A 16,826-nucleotide genomic window follows, 5' to 3' on the forward strand; every position below is an offset into this window, starting at 1 on the left:
TCTGATACACCACTCGACCCGATCAGGTTCCCACCGTCCTGCGGACGGGGACCGATCGGGTTGCGGGCAGCGCGAAGCAGCCGGTGCGCAGGCCTAGATCCGCAGAACCGACAACCGGGCGAGCAGGGTGCGCGGCGGGGGAGGGTTCGGGCGCTGGGCGCAGGCCATGCCGCGCGGACGCGGAAGCAGGTGGCGCGCGGTCAGTGGCCGCAGCACCAGAGCCGTCAGCAACAGCAGCGTCACCGAACCGAGCACGGCCAGGCACACGCCCAGCGGATCCATGCCGCCGTCACCGGGCATCGGCTGCCCGGCGCTCGTCGCGGACCCGGCGTGCGGGCCTGCCATCGCCCCGCCCGAGTGATCCGGTCGCGGCACGGAAGCCGAAGCCGCGGCCGACGAGGCCGTCATGTGTCCCGACCCCGAATGGCCGGACGGATGCCCCAGCGTGTGCATCCCGACGATCCCGAAGAGCAGCGCCACGAACAGCAGCAGCCGTCCGCGGCCGGTGCGGCCCCTGGTCGTCGTCCCCGTCATGGCTCGCACCTTACCCCCACCCGGTATCGGGCGACATGCGGGCTCCCCCTCCGCCGCTGATCATGACCCCATGACGACAACGGACAAACCGGAGCAAGCCGCGGAAGTCGGTGACGACGGGACCCGCCGCCAGTTCATCTCCTGGGTGACGCTCGGCCTCATGACCACGGCCTCCGTGGCGAGCCTGCGCCCCTCGCCCACCATGGCCATCTACGGCCTCGCGGCGATCTTCCTCTACCTGCTCCCGGCGATCGTCTTCCTGCTCCCCACCGCCCTCGTGGGCGCCGAGCTGGCCTCCGGCTGGACGGGCGGCATCTACCGCTGGGTCAGCGAGGCGCTCGGCAAACCGCTCGGCTTCGTCGCGGTGTGGTGCCAGTTCGCCATGACGATCGCCTACTACCCGAGCCTGCTCGCCTACGTGGCCTCCACGTTCGCGTACGTCATCCACCCGAGCCTCGCCGAGAACGGCCTCTACGTGGCGATCGTCATCGTCGTCATCTACTGGACCGGAGTCTGGGTCAGCTCGCGCGGCACGAAGACGGTCGCCGGGCTCTCCTCGTTCGGCCTCATCGTGGGCACCCTGGTCCCGGGCGTCGTGCTCGTCGCCCTCGGCATCGTCTTCCTCGGCCAGGGCAACCCGTCCGCCGCCCCGATGACCGCCGACCACTGGCTGCCCCCGTGGACCGGCCTCGCCAGCCTGGTCCTCATCGTCAACAACTTCCTCTCCTACGCGGGCATGGAGATGAACGGCGTCCACGTGTCGTCCCTGCGCGACCCGCGCGGCGAGTACCCGAAGTCGATCTTCCTGGCCACCGGGCTCGTGCTGCTGATCTTCATCCTTCCGGCCCTGGCCATCAGCTGGGTCATGCCGGCCAAGGAGCTCAGCCTCACCGCCGGTCTGATGCAGGCCTTCCAGGCGTTCTTCGACCACTTCCACGTGGGCTGGATGACGAAGGTCGTCGGCGTCATGCTCGTGTGCGCGGCGCTCGGCGGCATGCTCACCTGGCTGTCCGGACCGGCCAAGGGCCTGGTCCTGCTCTCCCGCCAGGAGGGCTACCTGCCGCCGTTCCTGCAGAAGTTCAACAAGTACGGCGTGCCGCAGAACGTGATGGTCGCCCAGGGCGTCCTGACCACCCTCATCGGCGTCCTCTACGCCTTCAGCGACAGCGTCTCCAGCCAGTACTGGATGTTCTCCGTCATCACGATCCAGATCTACCTGGTCGCCTACCTGCTGATGTTCGTGGCCGTCGTCGTGCTGCGCCGCACCCGCCCCGACGTGCCGCGCGGCTTCGTCGTGCCCGCCGTCACGATCGTCGCGGGCGTCGGCTTCGTCGCGTCCGTGCTCGCCCTCGTCATCGGGTTCGTGCCCCCGGACCAGTACGACACCGGGCCGCTGTGGCGCTATCTGCTGGTCGTCGGCGGCGGACTGCTGCTGCTCGGCATTGCCGCGCCCGCCGCGTTCCTCAAGTTCCGCAAGCCGAGCTGGATCCACCCCGACCACCGCGACCCGGCCGGGCCCGTCGACCCGGCCGCCTGACCTACGGAGTGACGGGCCGCACGCTGTCCCGGATCACGATGTGCGTGCCGAGGAGCTGGCGCCGCTGCTGCGAGCGGCCGGTGTCGCCGAGCGCGAGCCGGACCGCCGTGCGGCCCAGCTCCTCACCCGGGATGTGCACCGTCGTCAGGCCCGGCGTCATGTCGGCGGCGACCGGGTCGTCGTTGTACCCCACCACCGAGATGTCCTCGGGCACCCGCAGCCCGTACGCGTGCAGGACCTTCACCGCGGCCAGGGCCACCCGGTCGTCGCCCGCGAACACCGCCGTGAACTCCGGCTTCCCGTCGCACCGGTCGAGCAGGTCGCGCATCGCCCGGTCGCCGTTGTGCTGGCCGAAGCCGACCCCGTGCAGCACCGCGTCGGAGCGCGGCACGCCGTGGTCCGCGAGCGCGCGCAGATAGCCGCGCACACGGTCCTCACCCGTCGTGTTGCCCGGCTGGTAGCCGATCATCGCGATCTTCCGGTGCCCCGCGCCCAGCAGATGGCTGGTCACGGCGTGGGCGCCCGCCTCGTTGTCGTACTCCACCACGACCGCGGGCACGTCCGGCGCGGGCGCCGGGCGGCCGCACAGCACGAGCCGGGAACCGGCCGCCGCCAGCGACTGCGCGTACTGCGCCATCCGCTCCCGGTACGCCGCGTCCTCGACCACACCGCCGACCAGCACGACCGCCTCGGCCGTCTGCTCACGCATCATCTGCACCAGGGCCAGCTCCCGGGCCGGGTCGGCGCCCGTCGACGCGACGAGGGTCAGCCGGTCGTGCTGCGCCGCCTCCTTCTCGACGCCCTGCGCGACCGCCGCGTAGTAGGAGCTCACGACGTCGAGCAGGAGCACCGCGATCGTCTTGCGGCCCGCACCGGCCAGCGCGCGGGCGTGCGCGTTCGCCACGTAGTCCAGGTCCTTGGCCGCCCGCAGCACCTTCGCCCGGGACGCCGCGGACGTCGGATAGTTGCCCGCGAGAACGCGTGACACCGTGGCCACCGACACTCCCGCGCGTGCCGCCACGTCGCGGATGGTGACCCGGCCCGTCGCCTCGGTCTCGCCGCGCTCGCCCACTCTGACTCCCTCGGTCCAGCGGTGCGGGGCGCGCCGTCCCGCGCGCCCCGCACCATCATCGCGTGTGCCGGTGACCCGGCCGGCCCGGTTCAGTGGGCCGCGGCGTACTCCGTGGTGAACTCGCCGATGACCTTCTTGCCGCCCTGCGCCTCCCACTTCCCGTACAGGGCGTCCCAGTCCGAGACCTTCTTGCGGCCGGTGACGACGGCGGTGACGCTGTCGTCCATCAGCTGCTGGAGCGCCGCGCCCTGCTTGTTGTACGTGTCGGACTGAAGGCCCCAGCGGGCGTTGGGCTGCATCATCGGGACGACCTTCTGCTGCCACGCGTGCAGCCGCTTCACGACGTCCCCGAAGCCGGGAGCGTAGAGCACCTGCGGGGCATCGGAGAGGTACATGAACGGGACGTTCGTCTTCGACTCGACCAGGCCCAGCTTGTTGGCGATCGGGTTGTTGTCCTTGTCGCGCTCGAAGTGCGTGCCCTCCAGGCCGAAGTGGGTCAGCTCGTACTCCTCGGAGCCGAACGGGGCGGCCAGGAAGTCGAGGACGCGCAGGATCAGCTTGATGCGGTCCTTGGACGCCTTCTTGATGACCGTGTAGCCGAAGATGCCGCGGCTCTGCTGGTACTTGGGCGTCGCGCCCGGCGCGGTGTACGGGACGAGCGCGTCGAGGTCGAAGGAGTTCTTGATGCCCTGCGCGGCGGCCGGGTAGGCGAGGAAGCCGTCCGTCATGGACAGCACGGAGCCGTTCCAGAACTGGGTCTTGAGGTCGACCTGCGAGACCGAGGTGGCCTCCGGGTAGTACGAGCCGTCCTTGCGCAGCTTGGAGAGGTACTCCAGCATCGCCTTGAACTCGTCGGTGGCGCCCCAGTGCACCATCTTGCCGTCCTGGAGGGCGAACTCGTTGGGCGCGCCGAACCAGTTGGCGTGCGTCTTGTAGCCGAAGTACGCCGTCGTCGACGAGCCCAGCGCCCACTTCTTGGCGCCCGTCGTGTCCTTGGCGAGGGCCGCGAAGTCGTCCGCCGACATGCCGGGCTTGTAGCCGGCCTTCGTGAAGACCCCGTTGTTGAAGAACATCGTGTCCTGCGGCTTGGGCCGCTCCACCGGGACGCCGTAGATCCGGCCCGAGATCCGGCCCATGCCCTCCCAGGCGTACGTCGGGATGCCCGCGAGGTTCGGGTAGTCCTTGACCGCGTCGCCGGACAGGTACTCGGTGAGGTCGGCGCAGCGCGTCTTCACGAACTGGGCCTCGCGCGGGAGCACGTAGCCGCCGCCGATGTTGATGATGTCGGGGATGTCGTCCCCGGCGAACAGGGTCGCCATCTTGGCCCGGAAGTCGGCGTCCGGCACGATCGTGAACTCGACGTCGACGCCCAGCGCCTTGTTGACCGCCGCCCAGTACTTGTTCTGCGCGGCCGGCTTCGGCGGGGTGCCGTACGTGATGGTGAGGACCTTGATCTTCTCCTTGCCGGTGCCCGGCTTCTCGGCGATCGCCTTCACCAGCTCGGCCGGGTACTTCGTGTAGCCGGCCTGCACGCCCTCGGCGGTCGGCGCGAGGTCGGGCGTGGCGCCCTTGGCCGGGGTGTACGTGGGCCAGGCGGCCGCCTTCTTGCCCGCGTTGGAGACGGAGCCACCGCCGCCGCTGCCGTCGGAGGAACAGGCGGTGAGCACGGAGGGGGCGGCGAGCGCGGCGCCGCCGATCGCGATGGAGCGCAGCAGGGTGCGGCGGGAGAGGTTCGCGGACATGGTGAAGGACCCTTCGGATCAAGGAGGTCGAGACAGAGAAGTGCGGGGGGTTGCTCAGCTCTTTGGTGCTTGACCTGCTCAGCTCTTGATGGCGCCGGTGAGCACGCCCTTGGTGAAGTACTTCTGCAGGAAGGGGTAGACGATCAGGATCGGCACGGTGGCGATCACCAGGACGGCCATCTGCGTCGTCTGCGGGGCGGAGACCATGCCGGCCTCGCTCAGCCCGGTGTCGGCGATCTGCGCGCCGCCGATCACGTACGTGCGCAGCACCTGGGAGAGCGGCCAGTGGTCGGACTCCAGGTAGATCGAGGCGTGGAACCAGGCGTTCCAGTAGCTGACCGCGTAGAACAGGCCGACCACCGCGAGCGCCGCCTTCGACAGCGGGAGCACGATCCGCCAGAACACCGTCCAGTCGCCCGCACCGTCCAGCCGGGCCGCCTCGTACAGCTCCTCCGGGATGCCCTGGAAGAAGCCGCGCAGGACGACGAGGTTGAACACGTTGATCAGCACGGGCGCGATCAGGGCGGCGTACATGTTCTGCATGCCCAGGCCCTTGACCAGCAGGAACGCCGGGATCATGCCGGGCGGGAAGAGGAACGTGAACAGGACGACCAGCAGGACGGGCTTGCCGCCGAAGACGCCGGGCCGGCTCAGCGCGTACGCGAGGCACGCGGTGCAGGCCAGCGACACGAACGTACCGATCGCGGTGATCCCGACGCTCACCCCGAGCGCCTTCGTCACGATGCCGCCGCTGAGGATCTGCTCGTAGGCGCGCAGGGTGGGATCGGTGGGCCACAGGACCCAGCCGCCGTTCGCCACGACCTCCTTGTTGGAGGCCAGCGACGTCGAGATGATCACCAGGAACGGGACCAGGACCAGGGCCAGGAGGACCAGGACGGCCACGCCCTTGGCCGCCTTGGTGACCGGCTTGGGCTTCTCCATCCAGGCCGGACGGTCGACTCGGGTGGACGTGCTGCTCACTTGTAGACCCCCTGCTCGCCGAGCTGGTGCGCGATGCGGTTGGCGACGAAGACGAGGAGGGCGCCGACCAGGCCCTTGAAGAGGCCGGCCGCCGTGGCGTAGCCGATGTCGCCGCCGATGATGCCCTGCCAGTAGACGAAGGTGTCGAGCACCTCGCCGACCTCCGGGCCCACCGACGGACGCTGCAGCAGCATCTGCTCGAAGCCGACGGAGAGGATGTCGCCGAGCCGCATGATCAGCAGCAGCACCACGATCGGCCGGATCGACGGCAGCGTCACGTGCCAGAAGCGGCGCCAGGGCCCGGCCCCGTCGATCGCGGCGGCCTCGTACTGCTGCTCGTCGACCTGCATCAGGGCGGCCAGGAAGATGATCGTGCCCCAGCCGGCGTCCTTCCAGATCACCTCGGCGACCACCAGCGGCCGGTACGCGTCCGGGTTGCCGATGATGTCGACGGTGTGCAGGCCGCTGTCGCCCAGGAAGCTGTTGAGCAGGCCGGTGTCCGACAGGACCTGCTGGAACAGGGCGACGACGATCACCCACGACAGGAAGTGCGGCAGGTAGACGACGGACTGCACGAAGCGGCGCAGCAGATCCGAGGTCAGGCTGTGCAGCAGCAGCGCGATCGCGAGCGGCACCGGGAAGTAGAACACCAGCTGGAGCACGGCGATGTAGAGCGTGTTCCACGTCGCGTGCCAGAAGTCGGGGTCGCCGAACATCCGGCTGAAGTTCCCGAACCCGACCCAGGGGCTGCCCCACAGGCCGGCGAACGGGTCGTACTCCTTGAACGCCACGACGTTCCCGACGAAGGCGCCGTAGTGGAAGACCAGGAAGTACGCGACGCCCGGCACCATGAGCAGCAGGAGCGTGCGACTGCTCCGAAAACGTTTCCACCTGCTGTCTCGCCGGGCTGTGACGGCATTTGTGCCGGTTTCCGGCCCGCCGGGAGAGTCAGCCACCCCGGCTTCGGGCCTTTCCTTCGCCACCGTGGGCACGGGAACCCCTCCGTCGTTCGAACAAGGTGAGGCGGAATCTAAAACGGTTACTACGGCCGGTCAACCCCCTTGGCGCAGGGAAGTATTGACCGTACTGTCATCCCGTGCCCGGCCATCTGAGGCACTGCTGTAACCGGTTACAGAGGTTCGCCGCGACAAACGCGCGACCTCGTGCGAGATCCTTGCGACGAGAGGTAGGAGCGCGTGACGGCACACCGACCGACCGCGGCACTGGCCATGGGTGCCCAGGTGGTGGAGCGGGTCTTCCCGCCCGACCTGCGCGAACGGCTCGACCGCAGCGTGCGGTTGGCGGCCCCGCCGCTGACCGGGCCGCTCGACGCGCCCGAGGCGGTCGCGGCCCTCGCCGAGGCGGAGATCCTGGTCACCGGCTGGGACTGCCCGCCGCTCACCCGGGAGGTGCTCGACACGGCTCCGCGCCTGAAAGCGGTGATCCACGCGGCCGGTTCCGTACGGCCCATCGTCACGGACGCCGTCTGGGAGCGCGGGCTGCTGGTGTCCTCGGCGGCCGACGCCAACGCCGGGCCCGTCGTGGCCTACACGCTCGCCGCGATCACCTTCGCGGCGAAGGGGGCGCTGGCCACGGCCGCGGCGTACGCGACGGCCTGGCCGGGCTTCACCGAACGGGACGGGGCCGACGGGCGCACCGTCGGCATCATCGGCGCCTCCCGCATCGGACGCCGGGTCATCGAGGGACTGCGGGCGGACGACGCGGGGTACCGGGTGCTGCTGTGCGACCCGTACGTCGACGCGGGGGAGGCGGCGCGGCTCGGGGCCGAGCGGGTCTCGCTCGCCGAGCTGTGCCGGCGCAGCACGATCGTCAGCGTGCACGCGCCGCTGCTGCCCGAGACGCGGGGCATGCTGAGCGCGGAGATGCTGGCGCTCGTGCCGGACGGGGGGACCGTGATCAACACGGCGCGGGGCGCGCTGGTCGACAACGAGGCGCTGGCCGTGGAGTGTTCCGCCGGGCGGCTGTCGGCCTACCTCGACGTCACGTGGCCCGAGCCCCTGCCCTCCGGGCATCCGCTGCTGACCCTGCCGAACGTGCTGGTCACTCCGCATGTGGCGGGGGCGCAGGGGAGCGAGGTGCGGCGGCTCGGGGTGTTCGCCGTGGAGGAGGTCGAGCGGGTCGTCTCGGGGCTTGAACTGCGGGGCGGTACGGGGCGGGGGGACATGGCGCGGGTCGCCTGAGGCGGGCCTCGCCTCTTCGTCTGCGGGGTGCCCTTGCCGGGCGGGTGCGGGTCTCGTCGTGGCTGGTCGCGCAGTTCCCCGCGCCCCTGGAAGGCATGCGGCTTCGCCGCGCCTTCCCCCGACCACAGGCGTCCCGCGCCTCGATCGGAGAAATGCGACCCGAAGGGTCTGCATTTCAGGGGCGCGGGGCCGTGTCCATCAGCGGCTCCGCCGCGGGGCGCGACCAGCCCCCACCGGCCGGTGGTCGCGACCGATGGGGGCTGGGCAGATGCTGGCGTCGGCGCGTAAGCCTCAGCCGCGGCGGCCGTAGGACGACACGTAACCCGAGGCCGGCGAACCGACACCCGTCACGTCGTCGTAGCCGCGGACCGCCTTCAGGGACGCGTCCTTACCGAGGCTGCGAACCGAGGTGAGCAGCCCGTCAGCCGCATCGGCCCCGTTCGCGAAGTCGACCCGCGCCACCGCGAGGTCGCCCTTCACCGGCTGGTCGGTGACGTCGTGGTAGACCCGCGACCCGTAGTGGCCGTAGATCACCGGGTTCGCGAACCCGATCGCGTGCCCGCCGCGCACCTGCTGCGCCAGCGCCTGCACGCCCGCGATCACCGGCGCCGCGAGCGACGTCCCGCCGATGCGGTACTCGTCGTAGCCGAGCGAACCGTCGGGCAGGGTCTGCGTCTGGCCCACCAGGAAGCCGGTGTTGGGGTCGGCGACCGCGGCGATGTCCGGCACGACGCGGTTCAGGCCGCCGTTGGCGCGCGCGAGGTCACCCGGCACGACACCCTTCTGGTAGAAGGGCTGCGGGACGGTCTTGCTGGTGCCGCCGCCCGCACCGGAGGTGTACGCGCCGGGGAAGTCGGTCCAGCTCTTGCCGTCGGCCGAGAGGTTGGCCTTGAGCGTGCCCCAGCCGGTCTCCCACTGGTACGCGTCGCCCTTGCCGACGGCCAGCGAGGTACCGCCGACGGCGGTCACCCAGGCCGAGTTGGCGGGCGTGTCGACCTGCTTCGTGCCGGTCGACGCGACGTTGTCGCCGTTGTCGCCGGACGAGAAGTAGAAGCCGATGCCCTCGACGGCGCCGAGCTGGAACACCTGGTCGTAGGCGGTGGCCAGTTCGGGCGTCTGGTTGGCCTCGATGTCGCCCCAGGAGTTGGAGACGATGTCGGCCAGGTGCTTGTCGACGATCTTGTGCAGCGAGTCGAGCAGGTCGTCGTCGTAGCAGGACGAGGCGCCCACGTACGTGATGCCCGCCTGCGGCGCCACCGCGTGCACGGCCTCGACGTCGAGGGTCTCCTCGCCGTACCAGCCGGCCGCGCCGCACTCCTCGGTCTTCGTGTAGTTCTTCGGCAGGACCTGGTTGAACTGGCCCTTCGCGTACGGCGCGTCACCGTGCTTGGCCGCGTACTCGGCCGCGTCCTTCGCGATGGTCGGCGAGGCGTACGCGTCGGTGATCGCGACCCGCACCCCCTTGCCGGTGGCCTTGCCGGCGCCGTAGGCGGCGCGCAACTGCTTGCCCGTGTACCCCTTGATCGCGTAGGGCACCTTGCCGCCGTACGCGTCCGGGAGCGTCGTCGCGATCTTCGAGCCGTAGTACGAGGAGAACGGCCCGGAGTTGCGGAACACGGCGTCCGGCGGCGGCAGCTGGTCCTTCTTCGTCGCCTTGTGCGGGGCGCTGTCCAGGCCGGTGACCGTGAGCACGGCGCCGTCGAGGGAGGCGGGCACGGAGGCGGCCCTGGACGGGGCCCGGTAGGTGTGACCGCTCTTGGCGAAGTCGTGCAGCTGGGTGTTGAACGCCTTCTCGGTCGCGGCCACGTCACCCGACACGGATATGTAGTGCTCCGTGGTGCCGGTGACGGTCAGGCCCGCGGCCTTCAGCCACGCGGTGACCTCGGCGACCTGCTGCTTCGTCGCGCCGAACCGGTCGCGCGCCTGCTTCGCCGTCAGGTACTTGCCGTACTGCCGCGACTTCGGGTCGGACACGGCGCGCGCGTACGCGGCCAGGCCCTTCGCGTCGCGTCCAGCGAGGTAGACGCGGGTGTGGACCGTGTTGCCGTCCGGGGTGGCACCGCGGTCGGCGGAGCCGGTGGCCCACAGCGGCTTGGTGCCCGAGAGCGTGTCCCGGGCACCCGTGTCGGCCTGCGCGGCCGGGGTGGCGAGGGCGAGGGCGCTGGCCAGCAGCGGCAGCGTCGCCGCGATGCTCAGGCCTGCTCTGGCGCGGGTGCGGCGAGTGCCGCGGATGGATCTCATCGTGGAAACCCCCTGGGTGAGGTGCACATGTGATGCACACGCAGAGGGCCCCCACTCTCACCACCAACCGTTCACGTGAGGGGAATGGAACGATCAAGTTGGCGTCAAGTCGGGTCAAGTACGGTCAGGGCGAGTCGGTTTGACGCCGTTTTGGCACGCCCTGACCGATCCGGACGCGCCGGGCTACGGCCGGGCGCCGCGCCCCTTCAGCATCCCCGTCATCAGGTCGATCTCCGACTGCTGCGACTCCACCATGCCGCGCGCCAGGCGCCGTTCGGCCTTCACCTCGCACCGCTTCACACAGCCCTCGGCCATGTGCACCCCGCCCTTGTGGTGGGCGATCATCAGCCGCAGATAGCCGACCTCGGCGTCCCGGCCGCGCTTCCCGCGCAACGCCTCCAGCTGCGTGTTCGTCGCCATCCCCGGCATCAGCGCCCCGTCCTCGCCGGCCGGTGCGTCCCCCATCCCCATCCACGTCATCGGCGGATCGGCGGACACCTTGGGCAGCTCCCACAGATCGAGCCAGCCGAGCAGCATCCCGCGCTGGTTCGCCTGCGTCTGCGCGATGTCGTAGGCGAGCCGCCGCACGTCCTCGTCGCGCGTCCCGTCGCGCACGATGTACGACATCTCGACGGCCTGCTGATGGTGCACGGCCATGTCCCGGGCGAAGCCCGCGTCCGCGGAGTCCGCGCCCGGCGCCGCCACCGAGGCCGGGGCCGGCGGGTGGTCCCCGTCGGCCACCGCGTACGTGACCGCGCCGGCCGCGACGAGCACCGCCGCCGCGGCCGGGACCAGCCACCTGGTCGCGCTCGTCACCCGCTCAGACCACCCGTGCACGCCGCGCCCGGCTCGGGCGTCTGCCGCCCCTGCACGAACCGCTCGAAGAACGCGCCGAGCGCCGGGTCCGCGGCGCTCTTCACCGTCCGCTGGTGCCCCCAGGCACTGAGCATGATCGGATCCTTCTGGTCCTCGACCGGGCTCATCAGCGAGTACGGGGTCGCCTTCACCTTCTTCTCCAGCGCGGCGACGTCGGCGTCGGAGGCCTTGCCGTTGTACGTGACCCAGACCGCGCCGTGCTCCAGGGCGTGCACCGCGTTCTCGTTCGGGATCGCCTTGCCGTAGACGTCGCCGTTGCAGTTCATCCACACCTGGTTGTGGTCCCCGCCGACCGGCGGCTCCATCGGGTACGTGACCTTCTTGGCCACGTGGTTGCGGGCGAGCTTGCCGCTCCAGGTGCCGACGCCGTCCTTGTCGTAGCTGAAGTGCCCGGCGGCGGCCGCGCCCTTCGCGTCGGTCTTCGCGCCTGCCTTCGACGCCGACGCGTCGTCGTCGCCGCCCTTGCTCACGGCCCAGGCGCCCGCTCCTATCAGGGCGGCCACGACGGCCGTGCTCGCGACGACGACCGAGATCCGGCGGCGCCGCTCGCGGGCCCGCTCGGCACGCCGCATCTCCTCGATGCGGTCCCGGGCGGACAGAGGGGTCGTGCTCTTGGCGGAACCCATGCAGAGTCCTTCTGTGAAAAGGATGAGACGGACGGGTCCGCCGATCGTAGTGGGGAAACAGGGGCCGCGGGAGACGGCTTTTGGCCCAGGTGCGGGCCCCCTGTCGTGGGGCTGTACGGCGGCAGGCACTATGGCCGGAAGGGGACCGGCAGGCACTATGAGAACCACACCGGCCGATCAGGGACGATCATGGTCGGCAACGCGCACGAAACGGGCGTGTGGTGGGATGGAAGCAGGCCTTTCGACGGCGTTGGAGCAGGCGGCCTGACCAGCAAGGATGGGTGGAAGCGGAAGATGGACAAGCAGCAGGAATTCGTGCTCCGTACTCTCGAGGAGCGCGACATCCGGTTCGTACGCCTGTGGTTCACGGACGTGCTCGGCTTCCTCAAGTCGGTGGCCGTGGCCCCCGCCGAGCTTGAACAGGCATTCGACGAGGGAATCGGCTTCGACGGCTCTGCCATCGAGGGCTTCGCCCGCGTCTACGAGTCCGACATGATCGCCAAGCCGGACCCCTCCACCTTCCAGGTCCTGCCCTGGCGCGCGGAGGCCCCCGGCACGGCCCGCATGTTCTGCGACATCCTCATGCCCGACGGCTCCCCGTCCTTCGCCGACCCGCGCTACGTCCTCAAGCGCGCCCTCGCCAAGACCTCCGACCTCGGCTTCACCTTCTACACCCACCCCGAGATCGAGTTCTTCCTGCTCAAGCACAAGCCGCTGGACGGCTCGCGCCCCACGCCCGCCGACAACTCCGGCTACTTCGACCACACCCCGCAGAACGTGGGCATGGACTTCCGCCGCCAGGCCATCACCATGCTCGAGTCGATGGGCATCTCGGTCGAGTTCAGCCACCACGAGGGCGCCCCCGGCCAGCAGGAGATCGACCTGCGCTACGCCGACGCCCTCTCCACCGCCGACAACATCATGACCTTCCGCCTGGTCATGAAGCAGGTCGCCCTCGAACAGGGCGTGAACGCGACCTTCATGCCCAAGCCGTTCTCCGAATACCCCGGCTCCGGCATGCACACCCACCTCTCCCTCTTCGAGGGCGACCGCAACGCGTTCTACGAGTCCGGCGCCGAGTACCAGCTCTCCAAGGTCGGCCGCTCCTTCATCGCGGGCCTGCTGCGCCACGCGGCCGAGATCTCCGCGGTCACCAACCAGTGGGTCAACTCCTACAAGCGCATCTGGGGCGGCTCCGAGCGCACGGCGGGTGCCGGCGGCGAGGCCCCGTCCTACATCTGCTGGGGCCACAACAACCGCTCCGCACTCATCCGCGTCCCCATGTACAAGCCCGGCAAGACCGGCTCGGCCCGCGTCGAGGTCCGCTCCCTCGACTCCGGCTGCAACCCCTACCTCGCCTACGCGGTCCTCCTCGCCGCCGGCCTCAAGGGCATCGAGGAGGGCTACGAACTCCCGCCCGGCGCCGACGACGACGTCTGGGCCCTGCGCGACGCCGAACGCCGCGCCCTCGGCATCGAACCCCTCCCGCAGAACCTCGGCGAGGCGATCGCCCTCATGGAGCGCTCGGAACTGGTGGCCGAAACCCTCGGCGAACACGTCTACGACTTCTTCCTCCGCAACAAGAAGCAGGAGTGGGAGGAGTACCGCAGCGAGGTCACCGCGTTCGAGCTGCGAAAGAATCTGCCGGTGCTGTAAGCGCAGGTCAGGGCGGTTTTATGCCGTGACGATGCCTCGGGGCCGTCGGTGGGTGACCGGCGGCCCCGAGGCATGCGTCGGGTGCTGGGCCGTCTGTGGGCCGGCGGTGCCCGGTATCGTCCGGTCCCGATCCGCCCTCCCGGCGGCAGCCCACGTTCGGAGAGCGATACCCATGACGACCCGGCAAGCGACGACGACGTTGTGGCGTCCCACCGGACCCGTGGAGCTGGACCTGGTGCGGGAGCTGAACTGGCGTGCCTGGCCGCCCCGGCTGCCCGAGCAGCCGATCTTCTACCCGGTCCTGAACGAGGACTACGCGATCCGGATCGCCCGCGACTGGAACGTGAAGCACGACGGCGCCGGCTTCGTCACCCGGTTCGAGGTCGACTCGGAGTTCCTGACCCGGTACCCCGTCCAGCAGGCCGGAGGCCGGACGATCCTCGAACTCTGGGTCCCGGCCGAGGAGTTGGACGAGTTCAACGCCCACATCGTGGGCGAGATCCAGGTCGTCCACCGGTTCGGCTGACGCCGGTGGTCCGAGTGCGGCGTGGTGTCAGGGCCGGAGCGCGTCCCGCAGGGGCACCGTTTCCCTGTGGCGGTACTCCTGGATCGCCCAGCCGTTTCCGTCCGGGTCCGTGAAGTGCATGAACGTGCCGCCGTCGGACGGGCCGAACTGGACGGGCTCCGAGACGTCCAGGCCGCGGGCGAGGAGTTCCTCGCGGGCGGCCTTGATGTCGGTCACCACGAGTTGCAGGCCGTGGTACGTGCCGGGGGCCGGGGTGCCGGTCGGGATCGGAACGTTCTCGCTGAGGACGATCGAGCAGCCCGAGCCGGGCGGGGTGAGCTGGACGATGCGGCTGCCCGGCATCAGTTCGCGGTCGACGTCGCAGCGGAAGCCGACCTTGTCGACGTAGAAGGCCTTTGCCCGGTCGAGGTCCGAGACGGGCAGCGGGATCACTTCGAGGGTCATCTCCATGGTTCAAAGGTAGGCCGGGGAGACCGCGGCCGTGGCGAGACGGCGCGGAGTGCCCGAGCCGTCGGCCGGTACGGAGTAGAGGTCGGCGCCGTAGTCGCCGGGGAGCGCGTACGTGACGTGGGCGGTGTCGCTCCAGACCGCCTGGTCGTCCACGCTGCGCGTCTCGGCGAGCGGGGTCTCGCGGCCCGTGGACAGGTCCAGGACGTACAGGCGCCACGGGGCGTCGGCGGGGAGGCCGGGGACCCTCTTCTTGTAGGCGACGCGCGTGCCGTCGGGGGACAGGGACGGGCACTCGACGTTGCGGTGGAGCGTGGTGACCGTGCGGCGGCGCAGGTCGCCGCGGACCAGGTACGTGGCCCCGTGCGTGGCCAGCGTCGCGTAGAAGTGGCGGTCGTCGCGGTCGAACGTGACACCCCAGAAGTTCGCGTCCGCCGCCCGGTACGGCTTGCCGTCCTTGACGATCGCGTACGTCTCCAGGGTCGGGGTGAGTTTCCCGGTGGCGGTGTCGAGGATCGCGGCCCGCGTCGAGAAGTTCGTCCCCGCGTAGCTGTCACCGCCGACGAACGCCGTCCACGCCGCGTACCGGCCGCTCGGCGATACCCGGGCGCGGGAGGGGACGCCGGGGACCGGGTAGTGCGCCTTCTCGTGGAGGCGGGCGTCCAGGACGGTCGCCCGGTAGGTGTCGGCGAGGGTGCCGTGGACGGCCTGGAGGCAGATCCCGGTGCCCGCGCTCGCGTAGAAGCGCAGACACTTGCGGCCCGTCGAGGTGGAGGTGCGGGGGCCGCCCGGCGCCCCGGCCGGGACCGTGGCGAGCTCGTCGCGGTGCGGTCCCCAGGCCATGTTGCGGAACACGAGGCGCCGGCCGCCCGGGGTCAGCGCGACCTGGCCTGAGGTCACCGCGGGGCCGCCGGGCCGGGCCTGGTCCCTGCGTTCGGCGCGCGCCGAGGCGTGCAGCACGGCGGCCGTCGCGACGGCGGCGAGCGCGAGCACCGTGGCGACCAGGACCGTGAGGCGGGCGCGGGTGCTGATCAGGCGGGGAGACGGGTCTGCCTGGGGCCCACCCGTCGTACGGGACGTCATGCGGAGGCCGTCGCTTTCGTGCGGGGGCGGAGGATGTACGAGACCGTGGCCGCGGCCGCCAGGAGCACCGCGGCCACCGCCAGCGCGCTCCGGTCGCCCCACGCCGTCCACAGCGCCCCGAATCCGAGGGAGCAGGCGAAGCGGGCGAGGGCCTGGCCCGTCTGGACGACGGCGAGGCCGGTCGAGCGGCGGTCGGCGGGCAGCCCGGTGGGGGCGGCCGCCATCAGGACGCCGTCGGTCGCCGCGTAGAACGTGCCGTGGAGCAGGAGCACCGCGTAGGGCAGCGCGGGGCTGTGCGCGTGGGTCAGTAGGAGGCCGTAGACCGCGAGCAGGGCGCCGTGCCCGGCGAGGAACACCGGCCAGGCGCCGACCCGGTCGGCCAGCCGGCCCAGCGGCGCGGCGAGCAGCAGGAACGCGGCCGCCGTGCCGAGGGGGAGGAGGGCGAACCAGCGTTCCGGCACGCCGAGTTGGCGTTGCAGGACGAGGTAGACGAAGGCGTCGCTGACCGTGGCGAGGCCGAGCAGGGCCGCGCAGACGGTGGGGCGGACGACGGTCGTCGGCAGGCGTAGGCGCGGGCGGTCGGCGGGGCGCGGCTCGGCCGGTGCGGGAGGAGGCGGGGCCGGGTCGGAGCGCGTCCGGCCCGGCACGAACAGGACCAGGACGACCACGCCGAGCACGGCCACGCAGAAGCTCACCGTGAAGACCGCGTCGTAGCCGTCGACGGTCGCCCGCAGGATGAGGAAGGCGGCCAGCGGCCCGAGCAGGGCGCCCGCCGTGTCCATGGCCCGGTGCACGCCGAACGCCCGTCCCCGCGCGGCCGGTTCGCTGGACAGGGAGATGAGGGCGTCGCGGGGCGCCGTGCGCAGGCCCTTGCCGGTGCGGTCGGCGGCGAGCACCGCGCCGATCGCCGGCAGTGAACCGGCGACGAGGAGCAGGGGCTTGCACAGGGCCGAGAGGCCGTAGCCGATGACGGCGACGGTCTTGTGCCGGCCGCCGCCCCGGTCGGCGACGTGCCCGCCGAGCAGGCGCACCACGGCCGAGAAGCCGTTGTAGACGCCGTCGAGGAGGCCGAAGCCGAGGGGGCTCAGGCCGAGGCCCGCCACCAGGTACAGCGGCAGCACCGCCGTCACCATCTCCGACGAGACGTCCGTGATCAGACTGACCGTGCCGAGGGCGAGCACGGTCGGGCCCACGGCGCGCCGCCCCCCCCCCCCCGCGCGGGGGGGGGGGGGCCCCCCCGCCGGCCGGGCCGCGGGCGGGGGGCGGGGGGCCGGGCAGAAGAGAAAGAGGGGGAGAGCCGCGGG

15 protein-coding genes are annotated in these 16,826 nt (G+C 71.1%); 4 read left to right on the plus strand and 11 right to left on the minus strand.

Annotated features, from left to right (window positions below):
- Window positions 1–93: 93 nt before the first annotated feature.
- Window positions 94–534: a DUF6153 family protein gene (locus ACFW9D_RS17865; protein WP_384623011.1), complete on the minus strand. Its 441-nt coding sequence runs from the start codon at window positions 532–534 to the stop codon at window positions 94–96.
- Between the two features lie 70 nt (window positions 535–604).
- On the opposite strand from ACFW9D_RS17865, the gene ACFW9D_RS17870 reads away from it, so the two are divergent.
- Window positions 605–2,071, plus strand: coding sequence for an APC family permease (locus ACFW9D_RS17870; protein ID WP_188339274.1), 1,467 nt, complete (start codon window positions 605–607; stop codon window positions 2,069–2,071).
- Window position 2,072: 1 nt separating this feature from the next.
- Here ACFW9D_RS17870 and ACFW9D_RS17875 read toward each other — a convergent pair whose 3' ends face one another.
- The 4 genes from ACFW9D_RS17875 to ACFW9D_RS17890 all read right to left on the minus strand — a co-directional run bounded on the left by ACFW9D_RS17875 (window position 2,073) and on the right by ACFW9D_RS17890 (window position 6,717).
- Window positions 2,073–3,143 (minus strand): LacI family DNA-binding transcriptional regulator, encoded by a 1,071-nt coding sequence (locus tag ACFW9D_RS17875; protein ID WP_188339275.1) that lies wholly within the window; start codon window positions 3,141–3,143, stop codon window positions 2,073–2,075.
- Between the two features lie 89 nt (window positions 3,144–3,232).
- Entirely contained in the window at window positions 3,233–4,885 is a 1,653-nt protein-coding gene (locus ACFW9D_RS17880; protein ID WP_188339276.1) for a sugar ABC transporter substrate-binding protein, read from the minus strand.
- 78 nt (window positions 4,886–4,963) lie between these two features.
- Window positions 4,964–5,827, minus strand: a complete 864-nt coding sequence (locus ACFW9D_RS17885; RefSeq protein ID WP_188341596.1) for a carbohydrate ABC transporter permease — start codon at window positions 5,825–5,827, stop codon at window positions 4,964–4,966.
- A gap of 35 nt (window positions 5,828–5,862) precedes the next feature.
- A complete protein-coding gene (locus ACFW9D_RS17890) occupies window positions 5,863–6,717 on the minus strand; it encodes a sugar ABC transporter permease (protein ID WP_188339277.1) in 855 nt (284 codons plus the stop codon).
- 378 nt (window positions 6,718–7,095) lie between these two features.
- On the opposite strand from ACFW9D_RS17890, the gene ACFW9D_RS17895 reads away from it, so the two are divergent.
- Window positions 7,096–8,067: a hydroxyacid dehydrogenase gene (locus ACFW9D_RS17895; RefSeq protein WP_384623032.1), complete on the plus strand. Its 972-nt coding sequence runs from the start codon at window positions 7,096–7,098 to the stop codon at window positions 8,065–8,067.
- A gap of 291 nt (window positions 8,068–8,358) precedes the next feature.
- On the opposite strand, the gene ACFW9D_RS17900 is transcribed toward ACFW9D_RS17895, so the two are convergent.
- From ACFW9D_RS17900 to ACFW9D_RS17910, 3 genes are all read right to left on the minus strand, one after another.
- Entirely contained in the window at window positions 8,359–10,308 is a 1,950-nt protein-coding gene (locus ACFW9D_RS17900) for a protease pro-enzyme activation domain-containing protein (protein WP_384623013.1), read from the minus strand.
- A 183-nt stretch (window positions 10,309–10,491) separates the two neighbouring features.
- Window positions 10,492–11,124, minus strand: a complete 633-nt coding sequence (locus ACFW9D_RS17905) for a DUF305 domain-containing protein (RefSeq protein WP_384623015.1) — start codon at window positions 11,122–11,124, stop codon at window positions 10,492–10,494.
- Complete coding sequence (locus ACFW9D_RS17910) at window positions 11,121–11,810, minus strand: DUF3105 domain-containing protein (protein ID WP_384623017.1); 690 nt, start codon at window positions 11,808–11,810, stop codon at window positions 11,121–11,123. The genes ACFW9D_RS17905 and ACFW9D_RS17910 overlap by 4 nt, the downstream gene beginning before the upstream one ends.
- Before the next feature lie 294 nt (window positions 11,811–12,104).
- Here ACFW9D_RS17910 and ACFW9D_RS17915 point away from each other — a divergent pair, with 294 nt between their 5' ends.
- Together ACFW9D_RS17915 and ACFW9D_RS17920 are read left to right on the plus strand one after the other, a co-directional pair.
- Complete coding sequence (locus ACFW9D_RS17915; protein WP_188339280.1) at window positions 12,105–13,466, plus strand: glutamine synthetase family protein; 1,362 nt, start codon at window positions 12,105–12,107, stop codon at window positions 13,464–13,466.
- Window positions 13,467–13,638: 172 nt separating this feature from the next.
- Window positions 13,639–13,992, plus strand: a complete 354-nt coding sequence (locus ACFW9D_RS17920; protein WP_384623019.1) for a hypothetical protein — start codon at window positions 13,639–13,641, stop codon at window positions 13,990–13,992.
- 27 nt (window positions 13,993–14,019) lie between these two features.
- On the opposite strand, the gene ACFW9D_RS17925 is transcribed toward ACFW9D_RS17920, so the two are convergent.
- The 3 genes from ACFW9D_RS17925 to ACFW9D_RS17935 all read right to left on the minus strand — a co-directional run.
- Window positions 14,020–14,442 carry a VOC family protein gene (locus ACFW9D_RS17925; RefSeq protein ID WP_188339285.1) on the minus strand — a complete coding sequence of 141 codons (423 nt, stop codon included), beginning with the start codon at window positions 14,440–14,442 and terminating at the stop codon, window positions 14,020–14,022.
- Window positions 14,443–14,445: 3 nt separating this feature from the next.
- On the minus strand, window positions 14,446–15,522 hold the full coding sequence (locus ACFW9D_RS17930; RefSeq protein WP_384623020.1) for a TolB family protein: 1,077 nt from the start codon (window positions 15,520–15,522) through the stop codon (window positions 14,446–14,448).
- Window positions 15,519–16,826, minus strand: a 1,308-nt coding sequence (locus tag ACFW9D_RS17935) for an MFS transporter (protein WP_384623022.1), incomplete at its 5' end; no start/stop codon positions are given. The genes ACFW9D_RS17935 and ACFW9D_RS17930, both read right to left, overlap by 4 nt.

Origin of the sequence: Streptomyces sp. NPDC059524, assembly GCF_042749255.1 — a bacterium.
Taxonomy (GTDB): Bacteria; Actinomycetota; Actinomycetes; order Streptomycetales; family Streptomycetaceae; genus Streptomyces; species Streptomyces xanthii.